The sequence below is a fragment of the Haloarcula sp. CBA1131 genome (assembly GCF_008728975.1).
Lineage (GTDB): Archaea > Halobacteriota > Halobacteria > Halobacteriales > Haloarculaceae > Haloarcula > Haloarcula hispanica.
On the sequence record NZ_RPCY01000001.1, the window covers coordinates 2,066,405 to 2,090,918 of the forward strand.

27 protein-coding genes are annotated in these 24,514 nt (G+C 63.8%); 11 read left to right on the forward strand and 16 right to left on the reverse strand.

Features of this window, described 5'->3' with window-relative positions:
* Positions 1 to 57: 57 nt before the first annotated feature.
* The gene (locus Har1131_RS10525) at positions 58 to 588 is read left to right on the forward strand and encodes an Rrf2 family transcriptional regulator (RefSeq protein WP_023843253.1); all 531 of its coding nucleotides are present in this window, start codon (positions 58 to 60) and stop codon (positions 586 to 588) included.
* A gap of 36 nt (positions 589 to 624) precedes the next feature.
* Here the strand turns inward: Har1131_RS10525 and Har1131_RS10530 are convergent, their stop codons facing one another.
* Both Har1131_RS10530 and Har1131_RS10535 read right to left on the reverse strand, forming a co-directional pair.
* On the reverse strand, positions 625 to 1,575 hold the full coding sequence (locus tag Har1131_RS10530) for a zinc-dependent metalloprotease (RefSeq protein WP_014040293.1): 951 nt from the start codon (positions 1,573 to 1,575) through the stop codon (positions 625 to 627).
* Positions 1,576 to 1,672: 97 nt separating this feature from the next.
* Positions 1,673 to 1,954: a hypothetical protein gene (locus Har1131_RS10535; RefSeq protein ID WP_050007106.1), complete on the reverse strand. Its 282-nt coding sequence runs from the start codon at positions 1,952 to 1,954 to the stop codon at positions 1,673 to 1,675.
* 114 nt (positions 1,955 to 2,068) lie between these two features.
* On the opposite strand from Har1131_RS10535, the gene Har1131_RS10540 reads away from it, so the two are divergent.
* The 5 genes from Har1131_RS10540 to Har1131_RS10560 all read left to right on the forward strand — a co-directional run bounded on the left by Har1131_RS10540 (position 2,069) and on the right by Har1131_RS10560 (position 5,632).
* A complete protein-coding gene (locus Har1131_RS10540; RefSeq protein ID WP_151146365.1) occupies positions 2,069 to 3,127 on the forward strand; it encodes a M20/M25/M40 family metallo-hydrolase in 1,059 nt (352 codons plus the stop codon).
* A 73-nt stretch (positions 3,128 to 3,200) separates the two neighbouring features.
* Positions 3,201 to 3,383 (forward strand): LSM domain-containing protein, encoded by a 183-nt coding sequence (locus Har1131_RS10545; protein WP_004517917.1) that lies wholly within the window; start codon positions 3,201 to 3,203, stop codon positions 3,381 to 3,383.
* On the forward strand, positions 3,380 to 3,553 hold the full coding sequence (locus Har1131_RS10550; protein WP_004517916.1) for a 50S ribosomal protein L37e: 174 nt from the start codon (positions 3,380 to 3,382) through the stop codon (positions 3,551 to 3,553). Before Har1131_RS10545 ends, Har1131_RS10550 begins: the two co-directional genes overlap by 4 nt.
* A gap of 14 nt (positions 3,554 to 3,567) precedes the next feature.
* Positions 3,568 to 5,010, forward strand: coding sequence for an amidophosphoribosyltransferase (gene purF, locus Har1131_RS10555; RefSeq protein WP_050007107.1), 1,443 nt, complete (start codon positions 3,568 to 3,570; stop codon positions 5,008 to 5,010).
* A gap of 61 nt (positions 5,011 to 5,071) precedes the next feature.
* Positions 5,072 to 5,632 carry a GNAT family N-acetyltransferase gene (locus tag Har1131_RS10560; protein WP_044951824.1) on the forward strand — a complete coding sequence of 187 codons (561 nt, stop codon included), beginning with the start codon at positions 5,072 to 5,074 and terminating at the stop codon, positions 5,630 to 5,632.
* Between the two features lie 85 nt (positions 5,633 to 5,717).
* On the opposite strand, the gene Har1131_RS10565 is transcribed toward Har1131_RS10560, so the two are convergent.
* Positions 5,718 to 6,278 carry a DUF420 domain-containing protein gene (locus Har1131_RS10565; RefSeq protein ID WP_014040288.1) on the reverse strand — a complete coding sequence of 187 codons (561 nt, stop codon included), beginning with the start codon at positions 6,276 to 6,278 and terminating at the stop codon, positions 5,718 to 5,720.
* A 61-nt stretch (positions 6,279 to 6,339) separates the two neighbouring features.
* The gene (locus Har1131_RS10570) at positions 6,340 to 7,875 is read right to left on the reverse strand and encodes a histidine kinase dimerization/phospho-acceptor domain-containing protein (protein ID WP_050007108.1); all 1,536 of its coding nucleotides are present in this window, start codon (positions 7,873 to 7,875) and stop codon (positions 6,340 to 6,342) included.
* A 131-nt stretch (positions 7,876 to 8,006) separates the two neighbouring features.
* Between Har1131_RS10570 and Har1131_RS10575 the strand changes: the two genes are divergently transcribed.
* Positions 8,007 to 8,759 carry a TrmB family transcriptional regulator sugar-binding domain-containing protein gene (locus Har1131_RS10575; RefSeq protein WP_050038019.1) on the forward strand — a complete coding sequence of 251 codons (753 nt, stop codon included), beginning with the start codon at positions 8,007 to 8,009 and terminating at the stop codon, positions 8,757 to 8,759.
* Positions 8,760 to 8,836: 77 nt separating this feature from the next.
* On the opposite strand, the gene Har1131_RS10580 is transcribed toward Har1131_RS10575, so the two are convergent.
* Positions 8,837 to 11,110 (reverse strand): CDC48 family AAA ATPase, encoded by a 2,274-nt coding sequence (locus Har1131_RS10580; protein WP_050038018.1) that lies wholly within the window; start codon positions 11,108 to 11,110, stop codon positions 8,837 to 8,839.
* Positions 11,110 to 11,355: a hypothetical protein gene (locus tag Har1131_RS10585; RefSeq protein WP_008309302.1), complete on the reverse strand. Its 246-nt coding sequence runs from the start codon at positions 11,353 to 11,355 to the stop codon at positions 11,110 to 11,112. Before Har1131_RS10585 ends, Har1131_RS10580 begins: the two co-directional genes overlap by 1 nt.
* Positions 11,356 to 11,502: 147 nt before the next feature.
* Here Har1131_RS10585 and Har1131_RS10590 point away from each other — a divergent pair, with 147 nt between their 5' ends.
* A complete protein-coding gene (locus Har1131_RS10590) occupies positions 11,503 to 12,279 on the forward strand; it encodes an alpha/beta fold hydrolase (RefSeq protein WP_151146368.1) in 777 nt (258 codons plus the stop codon).
* Positions 12,280 to 12,304: 25 nt separating this feature from the next.
* On the opposite strand, the gene Har1131_RS10595 is transcribed toward Har1131_RS10590, so the two are convergent.
* The 4 genes from Har1131_RS10595 to Har1131_RS10610 form a co-directional block, all read right to left on the reverse strand.
* A complete protein-coding gene (locus Har1131_RS10595) occupies positions 12,305 to 12,991 on the reverse strand; it encodes a protein sorting system archaetidylserine synthase (protein WP_050038016.1) in 687 nt (228 codons plus the stop codon).
* A 72-nt stretch (positions 12,992 to 13,063) separates the two neighbouring features.
* Positions 13,064 to 13,756, reverse strand: a complete 693-nt coding sequence (locus Har1131_RS10600; RefSeq protein ID WP_004961609.1) for a metal-dependent hydrolase — start codon at positions 13,754 to 13,756, stop codon at positions 13,064 to 13,066.
* 191 nt (positions 13,757 to 13,947) lie between these two features.
* Positions 13,948 to 14,244, reverse strand: coding sequence for a hypothetical protein (locus Har1131_RS10605; protein WP_004961612.1), 297 nt, complete (start codon positions 14,242 to 14,244; stop codon positions 13,948 to 13,950).
* Positions 14,245 to 14,258: 14 nt separating this feature from the next.
* Positions 14,259 to 14,783, reverse strand: a complete 525-nt coding sequence (locus tag Har1131_RS10610) for a DoxX family membrane protein (protein WP_007187815.1) — start codon at positions 14,781 to 14,783, stop codon at positions 14,259 to 14,261.
* 222 nt (positions 14,784 to 15,005) lie between these two features.
* On the opposite strand from Har1131_RS10610, the gene Har1131_RS10615 reads away from it, so the two are divergent.
* Together Har1131_RS10615 and Har1131_RS10620 are read left to right on the forward strand one after the other, a co-directional pair.
* Complete coding sequence (locus Har1131_RS10615) at positions 15,006 to 16,469, forward strand: RtcB family protein (RefSeq protein ID WP_151146373.1); 1,464 nt, start codon at positions 15,006 to 15,008, stop codon at positions 16,467 to 16,469.
* A 55-nt stretch (positions 16,470 to 16,524) separates the two neighbouring features.
* Positions 16,525 to 16,941 carry a universal stress protein gene (locus tag Har1131_RS10620; RefSeq protein WP_014040277.1) on the forward strand — a complete coding sequence of 139 codons (417 nt, stop codon included), beginning with the start codon at positions 16,525 to 16,527 and terminating at the stop codon, positions 16,939 to 16,941.
* Between the two features lie 15 nt (positions 16,942 to 16,956).
* Here the strand turns inward: Har1131_RS10620 and Har1131_RS10625 are convergent, their stop codons facing one another.
* The gene (locus tag Har1131_RS10625; protein ID WP_014040276.1) at positions 16,957 to 18,096 is read right to left on the reverse strand and encodes an acyl-CoA dehydrogenase family protein; all 1,140 of its coding nucleotides are present in this window, start codon (positions 18,094 to 18,096) and stop codon (positions 16,957 to 16,959) included.
* Between the two features lie 83 nt (positions 18,097 to 18,179).
* On the opposite strand from Har1131_RS10625, the gene Har1131_RS10630 reads away from it, so the two are divergent.
* The gene (locus Har1131_RS10630; protein WP_014040275.1) at positions 18,180 to 18,974 is read left to right on the forward strand and encodes an RIO1 family regulatory kinase/ATPase; all 795 of its coding nucleotides are present in this window, start codon (positions 18,180 to 18,182) and stop codon (positions 18,972 to 18,974) included.
* A 17-nt stretch (positions 18,975 to 18,991) separates the two neighbouring features.
* Here the strand turns inward: Har1131_RS10630 and Har1131_RS10635 are convergent, their stop codons facing one another.
* The 5 genes from Har1131_RS10635 to Har1131_RS10655 form a co-directional block, all read right to left on the reverse strand.
* The gene (locus Har1131_RS10635) at positions 18,992 to 19,894 is read right to left on the reverse strand and encodes a DMT family transporter (protein ID WP_050038012.1); all 903 of its coding nucleotides are present in this window, start codon (positions 19,892 to 19,894) and stop codon (positions 18,992 to 18,994) included.
* A 151-nt stretch (positions 19,895 to 20,045) separates the two neighbouring features.
* Positions 20,046 to 20,531, reverse strand: a complete 486-nt coding sequence (locus Har1131_RS10640; protein ID WP_014040273.1) for an SRPBCC family protein — start codon at positions 20,529 to 20,531, stop codon at positions 20,046 to 20,048.
* Between the two features lie 63 nt (positions 20,532 to 20,594).
* On the reverse strand, positions 20,595 to 21,851 hold the full coding sequence (locus Har1131_RS10645; RefSeq protein WP_014040272.1) for a Glu/Leu/Phe/Val dehydrogenase: 1,257 nt from the start codon (positions 21,849 to 21,851) through the stop codon (positions 20,595 to 20,597).
* A gap of 308 nt (positions 21,852 to 22,159) precedes the next feature.
* Complete coding sequence (locus Har1131_RS10650; RefSeq protein WP_050007112.1) at positions 22,160 to 22,543, reverse strand: DUF5658 family protein; 384 nt, start codon at positions 22,541 to 22,543, stop codon at positions 22,160 to 22,162.
* Between the two features lie 128 nt (positions 22,544 to 22,671).
* Entirely contained in the window at positions 22,672 to 24,435 is a 1,764-nt protein-coding gene (locus Har1131_RS10655; RefSeq protein ID WP_151146376.1) for an acyl-CoA carboxylase subunit beta, read from the reverse strand.
* Between the last annotated feature and the right edge of the window lie 79 nt (positions 24,436 to 24,514).

The following is a 24,514-nucleotide window of genomic DNA, read 5'->3' on the forward strand; positions in this document are numbered from 1 at the left end:
CGGCGTTCAAATGAGTGAACCCAATGGGATAAGTAGCCGCTCCCGATACACACCGGTATGGTTAGCATCGATCTGAACAACAGCCAGCGAACAATGCTTACGACGCTGGTAAACAGGTATCAACAGACCGGTGAGGCAGTTACCGGCGAGACAATCGCGGAGGAGATCGACCGGAACCCCGGAACGGTACGGAACCAGATGCAGAGTCTGACCTCGCTGGGACTCGTCGAAGGCATTCCCGGCCCGACGGGCGGGTACAAGCCGACGTCCGAGGCCTTCGACGCAATCGACCGCCAACAGATAGACGAGGCCGAGAGCGTCGTCGTTGCCCACGACTACGAGCGCGTCGACGTCACCGTCGAGGAAATCAACTTCACGAACGTCCACGACCCGGAGAAGTGCCGTGCCCGGTTCCACCTCCAGAGCTCGGTGCAGGACTTCAGCGAGGGACAGGCCGTCATTCTCGGGCCGACGCCAATCTCGAAGCTCGTCGTCGCCGGGACGGTTGTCGCCGTCGACGAATCGAACAGCGAAATCCTCCTCGACGTCGCGAAGATCGAAGCGCCTGTGGAAGAACCGGAGAAATAAGCGGTCCGTGCGGCCACGCGGCGTGTCGTAGCTCTTTCAGGGGTCGACGCGGTCTATCCACAGCGTCGGCGTCTCTATCTCGTCTTCGGTGGGGAGGGTGTCCGGCGAGTCCCAGACGCGCCCGGCCGCAGCGACGCCGCGGGCGTCGGCGACCGTGTCGAAGAACGCCTTCCCGCGTTCGTACTGCTGGCGTTTCATTCCGAGGCCGAGCAGTCGGCGCATGAGCGACGCGATGGGGCCACGCCCCTGCCGGCGCTCGTCGACTTTCCGGCGCAGGTCGTCGTACTCGTCGTCGAAGGCGCGGTCCATCAGCAGTTCCGCGTACCCCTCGACGGCGGTCATCGTGGTGTCGAGTTCGCCCAGCGTCGTCCGGTCGATGTTGCCGTCGGTGAGGTTGTCGATGGCGTCCTCCATCGCCGTTTCGAGGTGGTCGGACAGCCACGGGGCCGCGCCGAACTCCGCCGCGTGGGTGACCTCGTGGAACGCGATCCAGCGGCGGAAGCGGTCCCGCTCGACGTTCAACTGGTCGGCGACCCGATGGATGTTGGGGCGCACGAAGTACAGCGCGTGGGCGTCGTTGTCCGCGAGCAGGACGGGGTCGTACTGACCCAGGACGTTGTTCCCCAGAAACGAGAGCGCAACGGCCATCGATCCGGTGTTGACGACGCGGGCGATGCCGGGGATGTACTCGGCCTGCTGTTCAATCGGCTCCATCACGCGGCTGAACGTGGCGACGTTGGCGTCAATCCAGTGGTGGCGGTTCTGGATCTCGACGGTTTCGGGCAGGTCGAAGGCGAGTTCGCCGACCTCCCGGACGCGATCTCTGGCGTCCCGAACGTCGGTGGCGTAGCCGTCGCGTTCGGGCGTCTCGACGGTGAGGTCGCCCGTGTCCGTCGCGCCCTTCGCGGCGTCGGCGACGGCACTCCAGTCGATGGGGCCGTCACCGGTCGCACCGGCGACAGCCTGAACGCTGTGGTATATTCCCATACGTCTGAAATGTGGCCGGAGAAAATAGGCCTTCTCCCTGTGAAAACGACCACCGGCGTTCGGTTCGTGGCCTTGCTGTGGAGTTGGACGCTGTCCCTTACAGGGCTTCGTCGCGGTCGTCCCCGTCTGACCCGCCGAGGTACAGACGCAGGACGACCGCAACGAGCCCGACGGCACCGAGTACCGCGAGCGCGAGGCGACCGACGTTACGGCCACCGTCAGCCTCAGCGTCCGTTTCGTTGGTCGTCTCGCTCGTCCGGGACCGGGACCACCGTGATTTGCTGTCCGACTCGTCATCATCGTCGGGAGCACTGAACGGGGCGTTCGCAGTGAACTCAGCGCCGTCCAGATGCAGTTCGAGGAGAGTGAATTCGGCCATACTGACAGTTCGACGCCGTGACTCTTAGCCGTGGCGGTACCAGAGCCACGGTGGGACGGTCCCAGACCGCGTGCCGTCCGCTGTTTTCATGACCACGGGGCGATTATCCCGCGTATGGACACACGACGACGCGAGTTCCTGGAATCGCTTCTGACGACGCCCGGCCCGTCGGGGTACGAGGCCGACAGCCAGCGGGTGTGGCTCGACTACGTCAGCGAGTTCGCCGACGAGGTCCGAACGGACGACTACGGCAACGCCGTCGCGAAGGTCGAAGGTGGCGACACGACCGTCGCGCTCGCGGGCCACGGCGACGAAATCGGCTTCATCGTCCGGGACCTCACCGACGACGGCTTCGTCAAACTGGGCCGCATCGGCGGCTCGGACAAGACCGTCTCGCGCGGGCAACACGTCACCATTCACACGGCCGACGGGCCGGTATCGGGCGTCGTGGGCCAGACCGCGATTCACCTCCGGGATTCGGACGACGACTCCGTGCCGGAGATCGCCGAACAGCACGTCGACGTGGGGGCCGAGGACGGTGACGAGGTGGAATCACTCGTCGACCGCGGCGACCCGGTGACGTTCGTCCAGACGCTGAGCGAACTGGAGAACGGCCGCCTCGCGGCCCGAGGAATGGACAACCGTATCGGCATCTGGGCGGCCGCTGAGGGGCTTCGGCGCGCGGCGGAGGCCGGGGCGGACGCGACGGTGTACGCCGTCTCCACGGTGCAGGAGGAGGTCGGCGTCCAGGGGGCGAAGATGGTCGGGTTCGATCTCGCGCCGGATGTCGCTATCGCCGTTGACGTGACCCACGCGACGGACTCGCCGGGTTCGCCGGGCAAAGCCGACACCGGCGTCGAACTCGGTGCGGGGCCGGTCGTCGCTCGCGGGAGCGCGAACCATCCGGTCGCCGTCGACGCTCTCCGAGAGACCGGCAAAGAGGAGGACATCGACATTCAGTTGCAGGCGACGGGCAGCAGGACCGGAACCGACGCGGACGCCTTCTACACTTCTCGGGGTGGGATTCCGTCGGTCAACGTCGGACTTCCGAACCGCTACATGCACACGCCGGTCGAGGTCATCGATCCCGACGACCTCGACGCGCTCGCGGACCTGCTGGCCGGCTTCGCCGTCCGAGCGGCCGACCGAGCGCCCTTTAGCGTCGACGTGTAGGGAAGCGGACCGGCCTCGCGCGTGCCACCATACAAACGGTACGTTTAAGCGCCCGTCACTATCCAAACCGTACATGAGTGGACGACCGCTGGATGTACTCGAAGCGTCCCTCGGTGAGACAGTCACCGTACAGCTGAAAGGTGGCGAACTCTTTGAAGGAGAACTCACCGGCTACGATCAACACATGAACCTCGTCGTCGAGGATGAAGACACAACGATTATACGCGGCGATAACGTCGTCTCAATTACTCCATGACTGGCGCAGGAACTCCGAGTCAGGGCAAGAAAAACACCACGACGCACACGAAGTGTCGACGGTGTGGCGAAAAGTCGTATCACACGAAAAAGAAGGTCTGCTCGTCGTGCGGTTTCGGCAAGTCGGCCAAGCGGCGTGACTACGAGTGGCAGTCGAAAGCGGGCGAATAACACACTCAACACAAATGCACGAGAAGTGCGGCGTTGTTGGCATCTCTTTGGAGGACCGTGACGCCGCCCGACCGCTTTACTACTCCTTGTACGCGCTCCAGCACCGCGGTCAGGAATCAGCCGGTATCGTCACCCACGACGGGTTCCAGCAGTACAGCCACGTCGAGATGGGCCTCGTCGGTGACGCCTTCGACCCCGGTGACCTGGAATCGCTCAACGGCGCGAACGGTATCGGCCACGTCCGATACCCGACCGCCGGGAGCGTCAACGCCTGCTGTGCCCAGCCGTTCTCCGTCTCGTTCAAGTCGGGGTCGCTGGGGCTGTCCCACAACGGGAACCTCGTCAACGCCGACGAGATCGGCGACGAACTGGCCGACCTCGGCCACGCCTTCACTTCAGACGGCGACACCGAGGTCATCGCCCACGACCTCGCGCGTAATCTCTTAGAGGAGGACCTGGTTCGGGCTGTCAAGCGAACGATGAACCGTATCCACGGGTCGTACTCGCTGACGATTATGCACGACGAGACGGTGCTCGGCGTGCGCGACCCGCAGGGGAACCGGCCGCTGTGTATCGGCGAACTCGAGGACGGCTACGTCCTCGCCTCCGAATCAGCCGCCATCGATACGCTCGACGGCGAACTCATCCGGGACGTCAAGCCCGGCGAACTCGTCGTCTTGCACGCCGACGGCACCGGCTACGACACCTACCAGCTCGTCGAGCCCGAGAACACGGCCCACTGCTTCTTCGAGCACGTCTACTTCGCGCGACCGGACTCGACCATCGACGAGAACCTCGTCTACGAGGTCCGGCGCGAACTGGGCCGGAAACTCTGGGAGGAGTCCGGCGTCGAATCCGATGTCGTGCTCCCGGTTCCTGACTCCGGGCGCGCGTTTGCCTCGGGCTACGCAGAGGCCGCACAGGACGACGGCTCGGACATCGAGTTCGCAGAGGGGCTGATGAAAAACCGGTACGTCGGCCGGACGTTCATCATGCCGACTCAGGACGAGCGCGAACGGGCCGTCCGGTTGAAACTCAACCCCATCAAATCGACCATCGAGGGGAAAAGCGTCACCATCATCGACGACTCTATCGTCCGCGGGACCACCTCGACGCAACTGATTCAGTTGCTGAAAGACGCCGGTGCCGAGGAGGTCCACGTCCGCATCGGCGCGCCGCCCATCGTCGCCCCGTGCTACATGGGCATCGACATGGCCTCCCGCGATGAACTCATCGCCGGGAACCAGTCCGTCGAGGAAATCCGTGAGGAAATCGAGGCGGACTCGCTGTCGTATCTCTCTATCGATGCCATCGCGGAAACGCTGGACAAGAGCCGGTCTGACCTCTGTCTCGGCTGTGTCACCGGCGAATACCCCTACGACATTGATGGCGAGGCGACGGACCGCGACGTGGCCCGCCCGGACATCGGCACGCAGTCGCGCCCAGCTGACGACTAAGGCGGCTGTGAGCGGCCACAAGGGCATCACGTTTTTACTGCCTCCGGGTGAGCGTCCAGCCATGCCTGGTCCCGCGTTTCTCGAAACCGAGCGGACAGCCCTCCGGTCACCAGACCGCGACGACCTCGACTGGATACGGCAGGTGTTCCACCACGAACAGGTCTGGGGGCTGGGGACGTACGCGAAACCCTCAACGGCCGACCAACTGGAGACGTTCTATGAGGAGACACTTTCCAATGAGGACTCGGTTCATCTGCTGGTCTGTGTCGACCCGGCCGGGAGTCCCGGACGGGTCGAGGACCGAACCGAACCGGTCGGGCTCGTCGCCATGACTGACCACGACCCGGAGCGGGGCACAGCCGAACTGGGCTACTGGCTTGACCCGGACGCCTGGGGCGAGGGGTACGCCACTGAGGCGGCGGGCAGACTGGTCCAGTACGGCTTCGACCAGCGGGCGCTCCGGAAGTGGTCGGCAAAGATTGTGGGCGGGAACGACCGCTCCGTCGCGGTGGTCGAACGGCTTGGATTCACGAAGGAAGGGACACACCGCGAAGAGTGGTATCTCGACGGCGCGTGGCGTGACATGTTGTGGTTTGGGTTGCTCCGAACGGAGAGCGACTGATAGTGAGTATTGCGACTGGTTGCCGCTCCGACCGCACGCTGTCGTGCGGTCGATGTGGTACTGACTCGCAATAATCACTATGACGTTACCAGACCAGATACAGCATCGCGTAGACGGCGATCCCCATCGAGAAGGAGATCAGCCACAGCCCCGCGGCCAGCTTTCCGGCCCGCGGGTGGTTCGTCGACGGCAGTTCCGAGACGGGGTACGTGTAGGCCAGCAGCAGGACGTAGTACACCGCCGGGATGGCGATGATGGCAAGCAGGATGTGGATAGCGAGGAAGGGGAGATAGAAGTACGTCTCGACGACTGCCGGGCCGGTGAAGTCCGTCGGCCCTTCAAGCGTTATCCGGTAGAGGTACAGGACGAGAAACAGAGCGAACAGGCCGAACGAGGAGAGCATCAGCTTCCGGTGTCGGGCGACATCGCCGCGGCGGATCGCTCGGATACCGCCGACGATTGTTCCGATAGCGAGGGCGCTGACCACGGCGTTGGCGTGGGGGATCGCCCCGAGTACGCTCGCGGGTGCAGCCGGGAGAGCGGACTGTGGAATCGCCCCGAGAACGGCCCCGAACACGAGCGCGAGCGACACGACCGTCAACAGGCCAGTGAGTGCTGGCACGCGATACCGAGCCTGAAGATCCATACCACAACTCCGGACTGGACGCAAAATACGGTTTCGAGTCACGTACGGCGAGGCGGGGTCGCTACGTGGTTTTCGCTGCCGGCCGCTCGACGTCGGTTACGTCCAGTCGGACCCGTCCGGTCGAGTCGTTGGAGAGGGCGGTTTCCCACCCGTGACCGTGTGCGATTTCCCGGATCACGGCGAGGTGGAGCCCGACCCCTTCGTCACTGGAGGCGTAGTAGAGTTCAAACGGTTTCTCGTTTCCCGTCTCCAACGGGGTGCCGTCGTGTTCGAGGGCGAACCCGTCGACCGTGTCCGTGATCGTTATCTTCTCGGTATTGCCCTGCTCCGTCGCGAACCGGAAGAAGTTCTCCGCGAGCTGACACAGTCGGCCACTATCGGCCAGTATCGTCTCGGTACAGTCGATTTCGATGGTCGACCCGTCGGTGTCGACCGTCGTCCAGGCGTTCGCCATCACGTCTGAGAGTGTTACCGGCTCGACGGTGTACTGTCGGCCACCCTGACGGGCGATTTCCATGAGGTCGTCGATGAGAAACGACATGCGGGTGTGGCTGCGCTGGATGGCGTCGAACTCCTCGGCGGCGTGTTCCGCGGCTAGCAGTTCGACTCGTCCCATCGCCGCCTGAAGCGGGTTCCGGAGCTCGTGTGAGATTATCTGTGCGAGCTCTCGGAGTCGCTCTTTTTGTCGTTCCAGTTCCGTCGTCCGCTGCTGGAGCGCGTCTTTCGTCTGGCTCGCGTCGATAGCCAGCGCGATGTTGTGGCCGACTTCCCGGAACGTGTCCTGTTCTTCCGTGTCGAAGATATCGACGCGGTCGGCGTACACTCCGAGGACGCCGTACGATGTCCCATCGTACACCAGTGGGACAGCGAGAACTCGGGCGCAGTCCGTTTCCAGTGCGTCTGTGTCATTTGCGAACGTTGCTGGGTCGATATCCGCAACGACCAGTCGGTCCTCCGACTCGGCGCGGCACAACGGCTCCGGCACGGTGATGGAGACGCGGTCCCGCTGTGAACCCAGCGCTCGAACGACCGGCCTGTCGTGCTGACAGGTCACCGTACAGGCTTCGCTGTATCTGGCTGTGCCCGCCAGAACCGCCGAGACGTCGCGTTCGATATCCACCCGCGACTGTGAGCGGACGAGCGCTTGATTGACCAGCCGGACGGCCTCGTTGAGCTGTTTTCGCTTGTTCGCCCGTTGACGGGCCGGGCTGGAAGCGACGGCGGCGTCGACCCGCGCCAGAAGCCGCTGGTGAGCGTCGCTCACTGTGCTCGGAACGTAGCCGAACACGTCGCGGCTGTAGGCCTCGCGGGCGATGTCGCCGTTTGTCACCTCGGCAAAGAGGACGACCGGGAGTTCGGGGTGATTTCGTTGCAGTCGATCAATAAGGGTCAACCCACCGAGATACTGTGTCCCGTCCGGGTTCTCCACTTCGCAGTTCGTGACGACACAGTCCGTGTCGTAGTCGCCGAGCGCACACTCCAGATCGCGAACACCGTCGAATTCGTGGACGGTGAGATCACTGTCCCGGAGCATCGAAATCGCGGCCCTGTCCTGGCTCGGACTACGGACAAACAGGACGGTGGGCTGTGACTTCATCACCCTTCCGAGGAGACACACGCATAAAGAAGTTACACCACGAAATACTCCATTGTTGACACCTCTACCATCTCAGCGACGCTATTGCCCATTTCAGGGGACGATTTATACACACGGCACCGTATCCTTTGATGATGGCACAACCGGGGCTGGAAATCCATCGGACCCAGTCGGCAGTCATCGATGCGATACAATCTCTTATCGACAGTGCCGAGGAGAGCCTCACGGTTGCGGTCCCGAAATCGTCCCTCCCGGAGTTTGTCCCGCAACTCAGCGCCGCTATCGAGCGGGATGTACTGGTATTGTTACTGGTCCACGGCGATGCGACGGCACCGACGCCCGCATACGAGGATATCGCAACGGCGGTCAGGACAATCGAGAGCGGTATTACCCCACTGCTCGTGACCGCAGATATCCAGCGCGGACTCACTGGGCATTCCGGACTGCTGACCGACTCGATAGCAGAATATCAGGCGACCGAGTTCGACAACGAAAACCTCGCTCACGACGAATTCGCGATGTTTCTCGGCACTCATTGGCTGATGGGGACGGAACACTACATCGCTAGCGTGTGTGCGTTCCCGCGGACGTTCTCCGCGTTCCAGTTCGCGGTACTCATGGCGGCGCTGGCGTTGCGCGCGGGGACGGCGATCACTGCTCGCGCTCGGGTCATCTCGACTGCGGACCGGACGGAGACGACGATATCGGGACCGGTGATAAACGTCCGGCAGAGCGTCGTCTATCCCGCATCGAGCACGAACCCGGCCGAACGGTCACTCACTATCGAGACCGATGCCGGACCGGTCACTGTCGGCGGGGCCGGTGCGACGAAGGAAGCCTACGAGTGTCGCGAGATCACGCTGGACAGGGCTGACGACGAATAACGCAGCGAGAAAATCGCCTGTAAGACGTAACAATCAGCGTCGGTGTGTCGACCGTCGCTATCGAGTGCCGACCGTCGCTACTGGAAGGTGCGACTGGCCGTGCTCTCGTCAGTGACGCCGGGTTCGGCCCGGTCGAAGCGCTGCTCGATTTCGTCGTAGCGCTCGCGGGTCTCCTCGGTGACGCTGGGGCCGACTTCGGAGAGCGCGTGCTCGAAGTGGTCCATCGTCACGCGGACGTTGCTGACACTGTCGCCGATGTCCTCGGGGTCCACGCTGTTGATGAACTCCCGGGTCGCGGCCATCGACGCCTCGCGGGCGACCGCTTCGATGTCCGCGCCGACGTAGCCGTCCGTGCGGCTGGCCAGGTCGTCGAGGTCGACGCCGTCGGCCAGCGGCTTGTCGCGGGTGTGGACCTGGAAGATGGCGCGGCGCGCTTCCTCGTCCGGGACGGGCACATGGACGTGCCTGTCGAGTCGGCCGGGGCGCAGGAGCGCGTCGTCGATGAGGTCCGGCCGGTTCGTGGTCGCGACGACCACGACGTTCTCCATGTCCTCGATCCCGTCCAGTTCCGTCAGGAGCTGGGAGACGACGCGTTCGCCGACGCCGGAGTCGGTCGTGCCGCCGCCACGTTCGCCGGCGATGGAGTCGATCTCGTCGAAGAACACCACGGTCGGGGCGTTCTCGCGGGCCTTGCTGAACACTTCGCGGACGCCCTTCTCGGACTCACCCACGAACTTGTTCAGGAGTTCCGGCCCCTTCACGGAGATGAAGTTGGACTGGGCCTCGTTGGCGACGGCCTTCGCCAAGAGCGTCTTCCCGGTGCCGGGCGGGCCGTACATCAGTACGCCCTTCGCGGCTTCGAGGTCCATCGACTCGAACACGTCTTCGTACTCCAGAGGCCACTGAATGGTCTCCCGGAGCCGTTCCTTGGTGTCTTCGAGTCCACCGACGGAGTCCCAGGTGACGTCCGGGACTTCGACGAACACTTCCCGGAGCGCGGAGGGCTCGATGCCCTTCATCGCCTCGCGGAAGTCTTTGTCGCTGATCTCCAGGCGTTCGAGCACCTCGGCGTCGATCTCGTCGGATTCGAGGTCGAGTTCGGGGCGGATGCGCCGGAGGGCGTTCATCGCGCTCTCTTTCGTGAGGGTCGCGAGGTCAGCGCCGACGAAGCCGTGGGTGTTCTCGGCGTAGTTCTCGATGTTGATCTCCTCGGAGAGGGGCATCCCGCGGGTGTGGACCTGCAGGATCTCCTTGCGGCCCTTCTTGTCCGGGACGCCGATTTCGATCTCGCGGTCGAAGCGGCCGCCACGGCGCAAGGCGGGGTCGATATCGTCGACGCGGTTGGTCGCGCCGATGACGATGACCTGTCCGCGCTCTTCGAGCCCGTCCATCAGGCTGAGCAGCTGGGCGACGACGCGGCGCTCCACGTCGCCCTGGGTCTCGCCACGCTTCGGGGCGATGGAGTCGATCTCGTCGATGAAGACGATAGCGGGGGCGTTCTCCTCGGCCTCTTCGAAGACCTCACGGAGTTGCTCCTCGCTCTCGCCGTAGTACTTCGACATGATCTCCGGCCCGGAGATAGTGGTGAAGTACGCGTCGATCTCGTTGGCGACGGCCTTGGCCATCAGCGTCTTGCCCGTGCCGGGCGGGCCGTGCAGGAGGACGCCCTTCGGCGGCTCGATGCCGAGCTGCTGGAACAGTTCGGGGTGGCGCATCGGCAGCTCGATCATCTCGCGGACCTGTTCGAGTTCGCGGTCGAGCCCGCCGATGTCCTCGTAGGTCACGTCGGGAGTGTCGCTCGCTTCAGGTGCGCCCTCGCCGCTGTGGACCTGCTCGGCGGGCATCTCGCTGACCTGGATGTCCGTGGAGTCGGTCACGACGACCGTGCCGGAGGGCTCGGTCTCGGCGATCTTCAGCGGGATTTTCTGGCCGGACATCGAGGAGAGCGGTCCGAGGCCGAAGCTCACCGGAACCGTCTGGCCCTGCGTGACGGCCTGGCCGCTGAGGTTGTTGCGGATCATCGGACCGACGTTGCCCCGGACCCGAAGGTTCTGGGGCAGCGCGACGGTGACCGAGGTCGCGGGGTTGACGTCGGCCTTCTCGATGTTGACGGGGTCGTCGATACCGACGTTGGCCTCCTGGCGGAGCTGCCCGTCGATGCGGACGATGCCCTTCCCCTCGTCCTCGGGGTAGCCGGGCCAGACCCGGGCGACAGCGCGGCTGTCCTGTTTCCCCTCGAGAACGATGTAGTCGCCGTTCTCGAGTTCGAGTTCATCCATCGCGGCGCGGTCAATCGCCGCGAGGCCACGGCCAGCGTCTTTCTGTTTGAGTGGTTTAACTGTAAGTCTCATTAGTTATCTCCCTCGCCGTCTGACACTTCGATAGTGAGAACCCCGTGATTGATAAACGCTCGTGCGTCCCTCGCGGGAATCTCCTGTTCGTACTGGTGGCCGTCAGCGACGACGATGACGGTCCCGTCGACCACATCGACACTCGCATCGGCGGCAGGTCCCACGTCCGCCGCGAACACGACGCTGTCGTCGTACTCGAATCGGCGGAGGGGCGTCTCGTCGAACAACTGCTGTTCTGAAGTCATGCTAACTCAAAGTAAGCGTGATAAGTATATAAACCTATCGCTGAAATACGCTGTACGGCGGAAAAATGAGTGTAGTTGCTTGAATGCGGTTCACACCTCATCTGAGCGCGCCAACCTTTTATCCACACCGCTTCCGAACGGTATCGCATGGAACGGGTCAGTCACGACGGGCGAGTCACGGCGTACAGACAGACACAGCCTGCGGCATCGGGGCCGACGGCGCTGTATGTCCACGGCAGCGGGGCGACACACCGCGTGTGGGGTCGCCAGTACGCGCCATCCGGACCGACCCATCCCGCCGTCGCACTGGACCTGTCAGGGCACGGATATTCGGACGATATCGACACCGGCGCCGGGACCACGACACTCGACGCCTACGCGGACGACGTGGTCGCTGTGGGGCGGGAGACAGACGCGGAGGTGCTGGTCGGGAACTCGCTTGGCGGGGCCGTTGCCCAGTGGGTCGCCCTGGAGCGGGACTGGACGCCCGAGGCGATAGTGTTGCTGGGGACCGGCCCCGAACTCCCGGTGTTCGAAGGATTACAGGAGTGGCTCGCGGACGACTGGGACCGCGCCGTCGAGTTCCTGCACGAACGGGACCGCCTGTTCCACGACACCGACTACGAGGCCGTGTCGCGCTCCCACGAGCAGATGGCGGCGGTCGGGCAGGCGGTGACCCGCCGCGACTTCATGACGTGTCACGGTTTCGACGTGCGCGAGCGACTGGGCGAGATTGACGTGCCCCTGCTGGCCGTCTGTGGCGAACACGACAAACTGACCCCGCGTGCGTATCACGAGACACTGGCCCGCGAGGTCCAAGACGGAGCGGTGTCGTTTATTCCCGACGCTGCACACCTCGCGATGGTCGAACAGGCCGAGACGTTCAACGACGTCCTAGAGGAGTTCATCGATGACACGGTCTGAGCGGGCCTGAGCGGCTGGAGAGGGGTTACTCTCCGGAGTAGACCCACGGCCCGAGCGCGAAAAACAGCAGCGCGATGGCGAGCATCGCCCGCGGCCCAGCCCGGAAGAACGCCGCTGGTGCGACGACGGCGACGGCCTGCACGACACCCATCGGGATGGCGTGTTTCGGCCCTGGCTTGGGGTAGTCGAAGGGCGCAATCATCGCAAGCGAGAGGCCGAGCGCGCCGACGCTCAGCACGAGCGGGTTCGTGACGCCGCTCAGATACGCCGTCGCGATGATGATACTCCCGAGCGTGTTCGGCATACCCGGCCGCTCGTCGGGAGAATCGAAGTACGTCGAGTAGAACGCGGTCCGGACGATAGAGCACACGACGTACGCGGAGGCGAGCAGGGCGAGGCCGATGAACACGGCCGGGTGGGCGGACTCGATGCCGCCGTAGGCGTCTGTCAACAGCACGTACAGAAAGAGGCTCGGTGTCGCGCCGAAGGAGACCACGTCAGTCACAGAGTCGAGCAGCGGGCCGACCGCCGAACTGTCGCCGTTCCGGGCGACGATCCCGTCGATAGCGTCGGCGATAACAGCCAGCAGAATGAGCCGAGCGGCCAGATGCGGGTCGGTGAAGGCGATGGCTCCGGCGACGAACCCGACGACGGCGTTGAACAACGTCACCGTGTCGGCGACACTGAGTCGTCGGCGTACCTCGAAGCCCATGGTTCCCCGGTTGGCCACGGCGTATATGAAGGACTCGAAAGCGAACGCTCCACAGTGCCGACCGGCAGCCCATCACTCCTCCGGGAGGTCGTGGCCGATGCGCAGACGGATGGCGGTGGCGAGCGTCCCGACGACGAGGACGACCAGTTCCCAGCCGCTCCGGGCGATTGGGAACACACGGTCGACAGTCTCGGGTTCCGGCTGGCCCGGGTTGGGGTCGATACCGGTACTCATCTGCACCTCGCTGGAGTTGCCCATCGACTGCGTGGTCGAGCCACCGCTCCCGCCCGTACCGGTGCCACCGGCTGTCTGAGCGCGCGGCTCGGGTAGCTCGACGAACGTCTGGACGATACCGCGCTGGCTCGACAGCTCCAGATGGCCGCTGAGCTGATAGAACTGGTCGTACAGCGGCCAGAAGAGGTTCGCACCGCCAGTAATCAAGTCCAGCAGTACGTGACCCACCGCATACACCACAACACAGAACCAGCTGACTCGAACACCGTACGCCCCCCAGCGGCGCTTAATATACGATTTGTCGCGCAGGTACAGGTCGGCTCCGATGAGGAGCGCCAGCACCGCCGGGATGACGAGGTTCGTCGTCGCGGCCCGGTGACCGGCCTGCCAGTAGAGACCGAGGAACGCGTCTACATCGGGAAACGTGACGACGAGTATCGACAGGAGCAACGACCGCTTATCGAATGCAGCACCCAGCAGCGTTGCGGCGAGTAACCCAACAAAAGCGTAGTGGACCACCAGCGAAGGCATATAATAATCACTACCACCACAGAAATGAGCGTTGTGGTGGGCTCTATCAGAATTAGAAACTACCCCACTTGATTAATATAGCCACAGTAAATACATTGTTAGTGGGGAATCGGTGGGGTGGAACGGCACCCACTATCATTTCTGTAGATAAGAGCGACACGTCGGGTCAAAACAGCGAAAACGAGGACTGCTCAGTCTGCCGTGATTTCTTGCTGTGTCGTGGCCGTCTCAGTCTTCATTGGGGCGACGAGCCTGTAGACCCCGTACAGGGCCAAGACTAGGAGGCCGGCCAAGACCAGCCCGGTCCGGAGCGTCGGATCGACCATCGGGGTCGCGATGATCTCGCCCGCGTCGTTCGTCAGCGGTGCCGCGCTGTAGGGCTTACCCGCCAGTATCTCCACGATGCCGAGGACAACGACTCCCAGCAGCATCAGTCCGCCGCTGAGTGCCATCGCCGCTTTGTCGATGACGGTGGTGTGTTGTTGCATTGGTGGTCACCTCCTTAGCCGAGCAGGTACCTGAGTTTCGGGTGTCGTTTGACCAGTTTGGTCTTCTCGATGATCGCGTCGAGGCCGTAGTAGCGACCGGTGGCCAGCACGATCATCGTCATGAACAGCAGCAGGCCCATGAAGTCGCTGTTGACCAGCCCGTGGCCGAAGCCCGCGTTGCCGATCCAGAACAGGGACATGAAGAAGACCCCGAACACGGATGCGAGCCTGACTAGCGCGCCGACCATCAGTCCCAGCCCGATGAGCGTCTCGCCCAGCGGAACCATCGCCTGAATGAGCCAGCCCAAGTGTTCGCCCATCAGCACGGGGATCGGACCGAGTGCCGTGCCAGTCATCTGCTTGAGATACATCGGCCCGTAGCTGTAGGCCAGCCCGTCTTCGATGAGCTTCGTTACGCCTGCGTGGAAGAACCACCAGCCGGTTACGACACGCAGGAACGCCAGCCAGTATGCGGTCCAGGCCCCGCCGAGCTCGAGCTCGAAGTCGTCTGCCAGGGGGTTCGCCGCTTGATAGGACATCTGTGTCACCTCACATATGGAGTTCCGCACCACGGTGGCATATAAGGGAGAGGGTGTTCCCACAGAGTGAAAACCCATCTCAGCGGCTGAGAAGGCAGATTTCAGCGGCTGGGTGTATTGGGCCCTGTTCGGCTGTGGGTTTTAGGAGCTTTCGCGGGGATGAGATCCACCCACGGGCCACCGTGAGGTTCAAACCCTCCATGCAACTACGGTACGACACCAATGGTACTCGAACTGACGGGCGAACACACCACAGCACGGGTGATGGTCGACGACGAATCGCTCGTCGAGAGCGGGTGTCGGGAGCAGATCGAGACGCTCATCGACCATCCGGCGTTCACTGAGCCGGTTCGAATCATGCCGGACACGCACTGGGGGGCCGGCGCACCTATCGGCTTTACGATGCCGTTGAGCGAGCGCGTCGTGCCGAACATCGTCGGCGTCGACGTGGGGTGTGGAATGGCCGCGACGAACCTTGGCCCGGAACTCCCGCTAGAAGACGCTGAACGCGAGCGACGCGTCCGCGAGGCGGTCCCGATGGGGCGGTCGGTTCACGACTACGACGACGCGGTCCACTTCGTCGAGGAGTTCCCGTTCGAGCGGGCCAACCGCGTCTTCGAGCAGTTCGACGCGGCCTACGCCGAGCGGTTCGGCGAGCACATCGACCCAGTCGAGTTCGACTTCGACGGCTACGACGAGGAGTACTTCGAGTCGCTCTGTGACCGCGTGCTGGCAGACCAGCGTCAGGGAATGGGGTACATAATCAAGAGTGCGGGGACGCTGGGCGGCGGGAACCACTTCGTCGAGTTCGGCAAGGCACGCGAATCGGGCGACTACTGGCTGGTCATCCACAGCGGGTCCCGGTATCTGGGTAAGTCTGTCGCCGAGTACTGGCAATCGACGGCGACGGACCGCCGGACAATCGGCGAGATCCGCGAGCAGATTCCCGACGAGTACGTCGAGTACCTCAAGTTCGACCCCGATACAGTCGAATCGCGGGACCTCTACGCCTGGGTCACCGGCGGCATGGGCGAGTCCTACATCCGGAAGGACCGCCTCCGGCGCGAACTCGACGGCAAGGAAATCGAGGACGCCTTCGACGCGCTGGGACAGGTCCAGGACGCCATCCACAGCAGCGACGACGAGGACCGCAACACGGACTTAGACTGGCTCGAAGGCCGCGAGGCTCACGGCTACCTCGTCGACATGCTGTTCGCCCAGCAGTACGCCCGCTGGAACCGCGAACTGATGAGCGACGCCGTCTGCGACGCGCTGGGGATCGACCCCGTTGACCAGTTTCAATCGATTCACAATTATATAGATTTCAGGGACCTGACCATCCGAAAAGGTGCGACCCCAGCCCGCGAGGGCCAGCGGCTACTGATTCCGTTCAACATGGCTGAGGGGTCGATTATCGCCCGCGGGAAGGGCAACGACGAGTACCACCAGACAGCGCCACACGGCGCGGGCCGCGTGATGAGCCGCCGGCAGGCCCACAGCGAGATTGACATGGACGAGTTCACCGCAGCGATGGACGGCGTCTACTCGGAGTCCGTCATCAAAGGTGTCCGCGACGAAGCGCCGATGGCGTACAAGGACGCCGACGAAATTCTCTCCGCCATCCAGCCCACTGCCGAGGTCGTCGAGTACGTCGACGCGGTCCACAACCTGAAGGCGACTGAGTGAGCGGACCTGTTAGTTCGGCAGAAAGTGATTTGCACGCGAAGGCCTTGTGTCCTGTATGACCATTCTCGTGGCTATCGCCAACGATTCGGTCTCTCCGGCGGTCATCGATACGGCAGTTCGACTCGCTGACGGGCTCGACGAGGAACTGTACGTCGTCCACCTCGTCGACGAGGACACCGCCGACGGCACGGCCATGCAACTCCGGGACGAGATGCGCGAGCGGTTCCGCGACGCCACCATCGTGGCGACGGTCGCCATCGAACACGTCGGTCGGTCCGCGATGCGTTCGGGCACGCGGATCGGCAACGAACTACTGGAACTCGCAGCCGACGTGGATGTTCGGCACATCGTCATGGGCCACGAGCCGAAGGGGCTGGCCGGCAGACTCCGGGAAGGCGACGCCGCAGTCGCTGTCATCGACGCCGCCGACGTGCCCGTTACTATCGTCCCCGAACGCCCGTCCGACGTGTAAGCGTCGCTCTGAGTATCACAGACCCAGTTCCCGGCCGAGTACCATTCGCTGAATCTCGCTTGTCCCCTCGCCGATTTCCATGAGCTTCGCGTCCCGGTAGAACCGCTGTGGCGCGAAATCAGTCGTGTAGCCGTACCCGCCAAGCACCTGGACGGCGTCCTCGGCGACCTCACGACAGATTTCGCTGGCGTCGAGCTTTGCCAGCGAGGAGAGCCGCGTCACGTCCTCGCCTTGGTCGTACATCGTCGCCGCCTTGTGGGTCAGCAGGCGGGCGCGCTCGATTTTGCGGTCCATCTCGACGATCTTGTCCCGGACGGCGTCGAACTTCGAGATGGGGCGGTCGAACTGCTCGCGTTCGGTGGCGTAGGACTTCGCGGCCTCGAAGGCCCCCTGTGCGAGCCCCGTCGAGAGCGCAGCAATAGAGATGCGGCCGCCGTTGAGCGTCTTCAGCGTCTGCTCCCAGCCGTCGCCTTCGTCGCCGAGCAGTCGGTCCGCGGGAATCCGACAGTCGTCGAACTGGAGTTCGCAGGTCGGTGAAGCGTTCAGCCCCATTTTGTCCCACTCGGTCGTCACCTCCCAGCCGTCGTCATCGGGACCGACGATGAACGTCGAGATGCCGTCGTAGCCGGACTCAGGATCGGTGACGGCTTTGACTAGCACCGACCCGGCGACGGAGGCGTTCGTGATGAACTGCTTGGTGCCGTTGATGACGTACTCGTCGCCGTCCCGCTCGGCCGTCGTGTCCATGTCGCTGGCGTCGCTCCCGCTGCCCGGTTCAGTCAGCGCCCAGCCGCCGAGGTGTTCGCCGGAAGCGAGCGGTGTGAGCCAGCGCTCTTTCTGTGCATCTGTGCCAAACAACTCTATGGGCTTGCTTCCGAGCGAGGTATGGGCCACGTACGAGAGCCCGATGCTCCCGGAAACGCGCCCGAGTTCCTCGGCGACGAGCGCGTACATCAACGTATCGCCGCCCAGACCACCCCACTCCTCGCTGATCGGCACACCCATGACATCAAGCTCGCCCAGTTCCTCGAATATTTCCGCCGGAAACCGGTGCTCGTCCTCTATCTCCTGGGCTATCGGCTGAATCTCGTTCTCGCAGAACTCGCGGACCGAATCCCGTATCATCCGGTGTTCGCCGGGAACGTCGAACTCCATACCGAATCTATGTCCTGTGTTATTAAATAGCACACGGAGGCAGACACAAGCCATTTGCCCGTCCACGGCTTTTCTCAGGTGGAATGGCGTTCCGGCGACTCCTCCGCGGGACGGTCCCCTGGGAGCAACTCGAAGGCGTGGTGCGAGCGGTAATGGAGCGGTACGACGAGCCCGCGGCCCATGTGGCGTTTCTGGAGGCGGACAACTGGCTCTCGACTCCGCTGGTCGTCAATGATCAGTGGTTCGTGAAAGTCATCACGGGGCAGAACTCGCTGGTTCATACACTGTTGACCGCCGGCCGAAACATCGGCGCGTTCTCGTCAGGGACCGAGGGTTTTTTCGAGCATTTCGGGACGCCCTACGAGATGGCAGAACACGAACTGGCGGCGACCCGGCGGATGCGGGAGATCGGCGTCAACGCCCCCGAGCCGATAGAGGCCTTCGAATACGACGGGATGGGGGTACTCGTGCTGGAGTACATCCCAGACTTCGAACCGCTGGACGACCTCCCGGCCGAGACCGTCGAGCGACACAGCCCGACGGTGTTTGACTTTCTTCACCGGATGCACGAGGACGGCCTGGCTCACGGCGATTTCCGGTGTGAGAACGTGCTCGTGGCCCACGACGACCTGTACTTCATCGACGCCACGAGCGTGCGCGAGGAAGCGATCAGCGACGCTCGCGCCTACGACCTTGCCTGTGCGCTGGGCGCGTTGGAGCCGCTCATCGGTGCGCCGCCGGCTGTCTCCGCCGCCGCACGCCACTACGATACGTCCGAGTTGCTGGCCGCGGAGGAGTTCCTCGACTTCGTCAACATCCGCCCGGACCACGACTTCGCCGCCGCAGAAATCCGTGGAGCCGTGGAAAAACGCGCATAGACTGGCTCGGAACAGTGTCAGTCCGCCGGCGTTGCCCCGACCGCCCGGCTTCTTGCGACAACGCCGATACCGACGAGCACGACGGCCCCGCCGGCGACGGTCGACGGCCCGGGTATCTCCGCGAGTAACAGCAGCGCCAGCAGCGCGCTCCCGACTGGCTCACCCAACAGCGAGACGCTAACCATACTGGATTCGACGTGTGCCAGTGCCCAGTTGAGGACGGTGTGGCCGAACACGCCGGGACCGATGGCCATCGCCAGGAACAGGGCCCATTCCTGCGGCGGGTAGCCGGTCACGGGGTGGCCCGACGCGACGACGAAGCCGAGGAGGCATATCGCGGCGACGCCGTAGACCACGGTCACGTAGGGGATGAGGGGGAACCGCTGGCGGAGCGAACGCCCGGCGAGCACGTACCCGGCGGCCATGACACCGCCGACGAGGGCCAGCGCGTTGCCGTACAGCGGACGCGGGCCGATGGCTCCGCCGCCGAGCAGTTCGCCGACGGACATCACGACGATGCCACCGATAGCGACGAGGATGCCCGCCGTCGTGCCGCGCGTGACGCGCTCGTCCAGCAGCGCCCACGCCCCGACGGCGACGAACAGCGGCTGGCACTGGACCAGCGTGACTGACGCCGCGACGCTCGTCCACGCCAGACTCTCGAACCACGCGGCGAAGTGAACCGCGAGCGCGACGCCAGTCGCCGCAGCCGCCAGTACATCCCGCCGGGAGAGCCGTCCGAACGCCGACCGATGCCGGCCCAGCGCCAGCGGGGCCAGCAGCGCGGTCGTCAGCAGGACGCGATAAAAGGCCGCGACCGACGCCGCTGCCGCGCTCCAGCGGACGAGAATTGCGCTCGTACTGACTGCGAGCACGGCGACAGCCAGCGCGATTCGCGGGTCGACTCGCGGCTCCGTCACGTCCGTTTCGCTCCGTTGTGGCGCGGAGACACCACGACTTCATCAGTTACCGCGACGGCGCGTCTACTCATCCTCTGGCAGTATCCGACACGGGGATAAAGAAACACCGGAGACCATAGTCGGGACCGTGCCGTCCGCGGACCCGAATACGCTAGCCTTCGAGCAGTTCCTTCGTCTGCTGATGGCGATACCGAAACATCGGCTCCATCCCCAGACAGCCGAAGGGGCCGAGCGCCTGGCCCAGCGGTCCGCCAGGCAGTTCGAACTCGACGTGGTCGTGGACGAGCGTCTCCCTGTCGCTCAGCGCTTTGAACGTATGCGTGTGTTCCCAGTGGGGGAACGGCCCTTCCTCCATCACGTCGCGGAACATCGCTTCGTCCTCGCCCTCCTCCCGCGCAACGATATTCGAGACCCAGCGCTGGCGCGGCGGCACGCCGAACGGCTTGATTGAGGATTCGACAACCGACCCGGCGGTCAGTTCCTCGGGATTCGGCTCGCCATCCGGTCCCCGCTCCGCCTCGATGCGGATGTTCATCCAGTCGGGAGTCAGCGCGACCAGCCCATCGCCCGTCGCGTGGAACTTCCAGACTTCTGACAGCGGGGCTTCGACGCGAACCTGCCGCTCGTAAACGTTCATACACGCAGTAGGGGAAGCGCCGGCAAAACACCCGCGATAGCCACGACCGATGCCGGGACGGAGTCAGGGCCAGATACCGCCTTCCTCTGCGGCAGCGACGACGCGCTGGATGGCGACGACGTACATCGCCGTCCGGAAGTTCGGCGCGCCGGTCTCCTCGTAGGTCTCGACGAGGTCGTCAAACGCGTTCGTAATGATGGTCTCCAGTTCGTCGTTGACCCGCTCTTCGGACCAGTAGAACCGCTGGCGGTTCTGGACCCATTCGAAGTACGACACCGTGACGCCGCCGGCGTTGGCGAGGATATCAGGGAACACGGCCACGTCGCGCTCCGTGAATACGTCGTCCGCGTTCGGTGTCAGCGGGCCGTTTGCCGCCTCCACGACGATGTCGGCCTGTACGTCGCGTGCGAGGTCGCCGTCGATGGCGTTTTCGAGCGCCGCCGGAACGAGCAGATCCACGTCCATCGTCAACAGCTCCTCGTTCGTCAGCTCTTCCGTCGCGCCCTCGTAGCCGGCTAGCGACCCGGTCTCGCTTTTGAACGCCTTCGCGTCGCGTGCGTCGAGTCCGTCGGAGTTGTAGACGGCACCGGAGGAGTCGGACACTGCGACAATGTTCGCGCCCAAGTCCTCGATGAGCTTCGCCGCGACGGAGCCGGCGTTCCCGTAGCCCTGCACGGCCACGGTTGCGTCCTCGATGTCCTTGCCGAGATAGTCGAACGCTTCGCGTGCGGTGAGCATCACGGAACGACCCGTCGCCTCGACGCGGCCCGCACTGCCGCCCGACTCCGGGGCCTTGCCGGTGATGACGCCGGGCTCGGTGGTGTTCTCCAGCGTCTCGTATGTGTCTTTGATCCAGTTCATCTCGCGCTGTCCGGTGTTGACATCGGGCGCGGGGATGTCCCGGTCCTCGCCGATGATCGGGCGAAGTTCCTTCGCGAACGACCGCGTTATCCGCTCTATCTCGTCGGCCGAGTACTGGCGCGGGTCGATCTCGATACCGCCTTTCCCGCCGCCGTAGGGGATGTTAACGGCGGCGCACTTGTACACCATCCAGCCTGACAGCGCCTTGACCTCGTCGCGTGTGACCTGCGGGTGATAGCGGATTCCGCCCTTGTACGGCCCTCGGTCGCCGTTGAACTGTGAGCGATAGGCTCGAAACACCTCGACGGAGCCGTCGTCCATCTCCACGGAGAGGTTCGTCTCCAGCACTCGCTCGGGGTGTTTCAGCCGTTCGAGCACGTCGGTCGAATATTCGAGATAGTCCGACGCGTCGTCGATCTGCTCCTGTAAACTCTCAAACGGGTTTACCTCTGGAGACATACGCGGAATGTCTCAGACTGTGGGCAAAAGAGTACCGCCGTCCATGGGATTCTCTAGACGAGCGATACCCACAACGGCACTAGTCGGCCACATGGATTGCTGGCGATTGAGCACGGTCGTCCATGGCGATACGATCCGTGCGGAAACGGCGGTCCTGTACAAGCGACTGACCGGCGACGAAGTCGTGGTATCGCTACGATGCAGGTCGACGCTGCAGCAAGGGCGACACGCTCGTCTGTACGTTCGAGCGGACGGCCTTTGTCCAGCGTGCAGACGACTGAAATCGGAGGACGGAAACCCCGAGACGGCTACAGGCTAATCAAGAGGACCGCGTTTATCACGACGGCCGCCACCCACGGGAGCGCTAGCCCGAGCGGCACGACGACGCCGCGCTGCTCGTTCAGCAGCTGGCGGGTCAGCCCTGCAAGCCCGAGAACGCCGACTTTCGTCGCTCCGAGAACGGCGATCCCGAACGTCTCTATCGCGGCCCGCATCACGGGGTTTCCCTCGTGGAGGCCGTGCTGGAGGCCGACGTGTGTCAGCCACACGTCGACGATGAGCGTCACGGCGACTACCAGCCATAGCTCTCGCTCGACGGCCGCTAGTTCGTCAAGCAGGGCGCTACACCACCTGTCGATGATCCCTATCGGGACCGTTCGGTCCGTTGTGAACACGTCACCCTCCGCAACCACGCCCCCACGTGGTCTGTTATCCTGTTTTCACCCAGTGTATTAAATACACAGTGTTTACTACTGAAACGGAAGGGGTAGGGGCTGTCTACTCCCGAGAAACACGGGTGTATGGGCCGCCACGAATACAGTCAGAGAATCGTCCCGTGTTTCTTCTCTGGTCGGTCCTTTTCGACGTCCTCGTATAGGTCAAACCGGGCAACGGTTTCGTCTCGGAGGTCACCCGGCGGAACGATCTCGTCGATGACGACTTCGCTCGCCATCCGGTGGACGTCGATGCCTTCGCGGTACGCCTCGCGTAGCTCCTGCTCGCGCTCGGCCCGCTCTTCCGGGTCGTCGATTGCGTCCAGTTTGTTCGCGTACACCGCGTTTATCGCGGCTTCGGGACCCATAATCGCGATTTCGCTGCCCGGGAGCGCGAGGGTCGCTTCGGGGTCGTAGGCGGGACCTGACATGGCGTAGATGCCCGCGCCGTAGGCCTTCCGGACGACGACGCACTGCTTCGGAACGGTGGCCTGCGAGGTAGCGTAGATCATCCGCTTCCCGGCTTCCAGTATGCCCTCCTTTTCGACCGAGGAGCCTGCCATGAACCCCGGCGTGTCACAGAGGTACAGCAGTGGGATGTTGTAGGCGTCACAGGTCCAGACGAAGCCGGCCGCTTTGCGGGCCGAATCAGGGAATATTGCGCCGGCCCGCTGGCTCGGCTGGTTGGCGACGATACCGACGGGCCGGCCGTCGACTCTGGCGAATCCAGTCAGAATTTCGGCCCCGTACTCCGACTGCAGTTCGAAGAAGGAGTCGGCGTCGACGATGTGTTCGATAACTCGGTGCATATCGTAGCCTTTGTTCGGTTCTGCGGGGATGACCGAGTCGAGGCCCGCAGGGTCAACTGCCGGCGCGGTCCCGTCGGTCCGTGGCGGTTTCTCGTCAGCGTTATCGGGCAGATACGTGATGAGTTGCGCCACGAGCTCGCGGGCGTGGTCCTCGTCGTCGGCGACCAGATCCGCGCTGCCGGAGTGACGGGCGTGCAGGTCCGGCCCGCCGAGCGTTTCGAGGTCGATGTCCTCGCCAGTGACCATCTCGACCATTCGGGGGGATGCGATTGCCAGTGCGCTCATGCCACGGACCATGACGGTGAAGTCGGCGAACACCGGTGTGTAGGCCGCGCCAGCGATACACGGGCCGTATAGGACGCATATCTGTGGAACCGCGCCAGATAGCAGCGAGTGGTTGTAGTAGAACTTCCCGATCCCTTCGCGGTTGGCGAAGAAGCCTCGTTGCTGGTCGATACGGCCGCCCGAGGAATCGACCAGATACAGTAACGGCTGTCCGCTCTTCAGCCCGCGCTCTTGCAGTCGGAGGAACTTCTCGACGCCGTGGCGAGCGATTGATCCTGCCTTGACGGTGAAGTCGTTGGCGGCGACGTGTACCTGTCTGCCCTCGAAGGTCCCCGCGCCGGTGATGAGTCCGTCAGCCGGCAGCCGGTCGTCCTCGTCGTCCACGTCGGGACTGCTGGGATGCCACGAGTCGAAGTTCGCGAACCGGCCGTCCTCGAAGTCCAGGCCATCGTCGCCGAACCAGAGTTCGAGTCGGTCGCGGACGAACAGCTTCCCCTGCTCGGTGAGGCGGTCGCGGTACTTCTGCGGCCCGCCACGTTCGATGTCGGCGATCTCTTCACGGAGGCGTTTCTCTCGTTCCGTCGGTGCAGCGTCCGCCGAATCGCCGTCCACGGCTGTATCTTCGGCCCCATCTTCATCGGTCACCTCGCGGACTAACGTCGGGGTTTCATCGTCGCCGACGTACACTTCCACAGTTCGGCCGGTGTGTTCGGCGACGGCGGCCGCGATGGCCGACGCCTCGTCGCGCGTGGCCTCGGCCGCGATATGCACTTTCATACCACACCCAACGGACCCGGGGATCACAGTAGTTACCCCGCGTGCGATTATCACCTCTCGTAATGGTGGCGCACCATTG

Bases quoted from the DNA above. Each gene is read 5' to 3' on its own strand.
- Har1131_RS10525 (WP_023843253.1), top strand. From the start codon at position 58: ATGGTTAGCATCGATCTGAACAACAGCCAGCGAACAATGCTTACGACG.
- Har1131_RS10530 (WP_014040293.1), bottom strand. From the start codon at position 1,575: ATGGGAATATACCACAGCGTTCAGGCTGTCGCCGGTGCGACCGGTGAC.
- Har1131_RS10535 (WP_050007106.1), bottom strand. From the start codon at position 1,954: ATGGCCGAATTCACTCTCCTCGAACTGCATCTGGACGGCGCTGAGTTC.
- Har1131_RS10540 (WP_151146365.1), top strand. From the start codon at position 2,069: ATGGACACACGACGACGCGAGTTCCTGGAATCGCTTCTGACGACGCCC.
- Har1131_RS10545 (WP_004517917.1), top strand. From the start codon at position 3,201: ATGAGTGGACGACCGCTGGATGTACTCGAAGCGTCCCTCGGTGAGACA.
- Har1131_RS10550 (WP_004517916.1), top strand. From the start codon at position 3,380: ATGACTGGCGCAGGAACTCCGAGTCAGGGCAAGAAAAACACCACGACG.
- purF (WP_050007107.1), top strand. From the start codon at position 3,568: ATGCACGAGAAGTGCGGCGTTGTTGGCATCTCTTTGGAGGACCGTGAC.
- Har1131_RS10560 (WP_044951824.1), top strand. From the start codon at position 5,072: ATGCCTGGTCCCGCGTTTCTCGAAACCGAGCGGACAGCCCTCCGGTCA.
- Har1131_RS10565 (WP_014040288.1), bottom strand. From the start codon at position 6,278: ATGGATCTTCAGGCTCGGTATCGCGTGCCAGCACTCACTGGCCTGTTG.
- Har1131_RS10570 (WP_050007108.1), bottom strand. From the start codon at position 7,875: ATGAAGTCACAGCCCACCGTCCTGTTTGTCCGTAGTCCGAGCCAGGAC.
- Har1131_RS10575 (WP_050038019.1), top strand. From the start codon at position 8,007: ATGATGGCACAACCGGGGCTGGAAATCCATCGGACCCAGTCGGCAGTC.
- Har1131_RS10580 (WP_050038018.1), bottom strand. From the start codon at position 11,110: ATGAGACTTACAGTTAAACCACTCAAACAGAAAGACGCTGGCCGTGGC.
- Har1131_RS10585 (WP_008309302.1), bottom strand. From the start codon at position 11,355: ATGACTTCAGAACAGCAGTTGTTCGACGAGACGCCCCTCCGCCGATTC.
- Har1131_RS10590 (WP_151146368.1), top strand. From the start codon at position 11,503: ATGGAACGGGTCAGTCACGACGGGCGAGTCACGGCGTACAGACAGACA.
- Har1131_RS10595 (WP_050038016.1), bottom strand. From the start codon at position 12,991: ATGGGCTTCGAGGTACGCCGACGACTCAGTGTCGCCGACACGGTGACG.
- Har1131_RS10600 (WP_004961609.1), bottom strand. From the start codon at position 13,756: ATGCCTTCGCTGGTGGTCCACTACGCTTTTGTTGGGTTACTCGCCGCA.
- Har1131_RS10605 (WP_004961612.1), bottom strand. From the start codon at position 14,244: ATGCAACAACACACCACCGTCATCGACAAAGCGGCGATGGCACTCAGC.
- Har1131_RS10610 (WP_007187815.1), bottom strand. From the start codon at position 14,783: ATGTCCTATCAAGCGGCGAACCCCCTGGCAGACGACTTCGAGCTCGAG.
- Har1131_RS10615 (WP_151146373.1), top strand. From the start codon at position 15,006: ATGGTACTCGAACTGACGGGCGAACACACCACAGCACGGGTGATGGTC.
- Har1131_RS10620 (WP_014040277.1), top strand. From the start codon at position 16,525: ATGACCATTCTCGTGGCTATCGCCAACGATTCGGTCTCTCCGGCGGTC.
- Har1131_RS10625 (WP_014040276.1), bottom strand. From the start codon at position 18,096: ATGGAGTTCGACGTTCCCGGCGAACACCGGATGATACGGGATTCGGTC.
- Har1131_RS10630 (WP_014040275.1), top strand. From the start codon at position 18,180: ATGGCGTTCCGGCGACTCCTCCGCGGGACGGTCCCCTGGGAGCAACTC.
- Har1131_RS10640 (WP_014040273.1), bottom strand. From the start codon at position 20,531: ATGAACGTTTACGAGCGGCAGGTTCGCGTCGAAGCCCCGCTGTCAGAA.
- Har1131_RS10645 (WP_014040272.1), bottom strand. From the start codon at position 21,851: ATGTCTCCAGAGGTAAACCCGTTTGAGAGTTTACAGGAGCAGATCGAC.
- Har1131_RS10655 (WP_151146376.1), bottom strand. From the start codon at position 24,435: ATGAAAGTGCATATCGCGGCCGAGGCCACGCGCGACGAGGCGTCGGCC.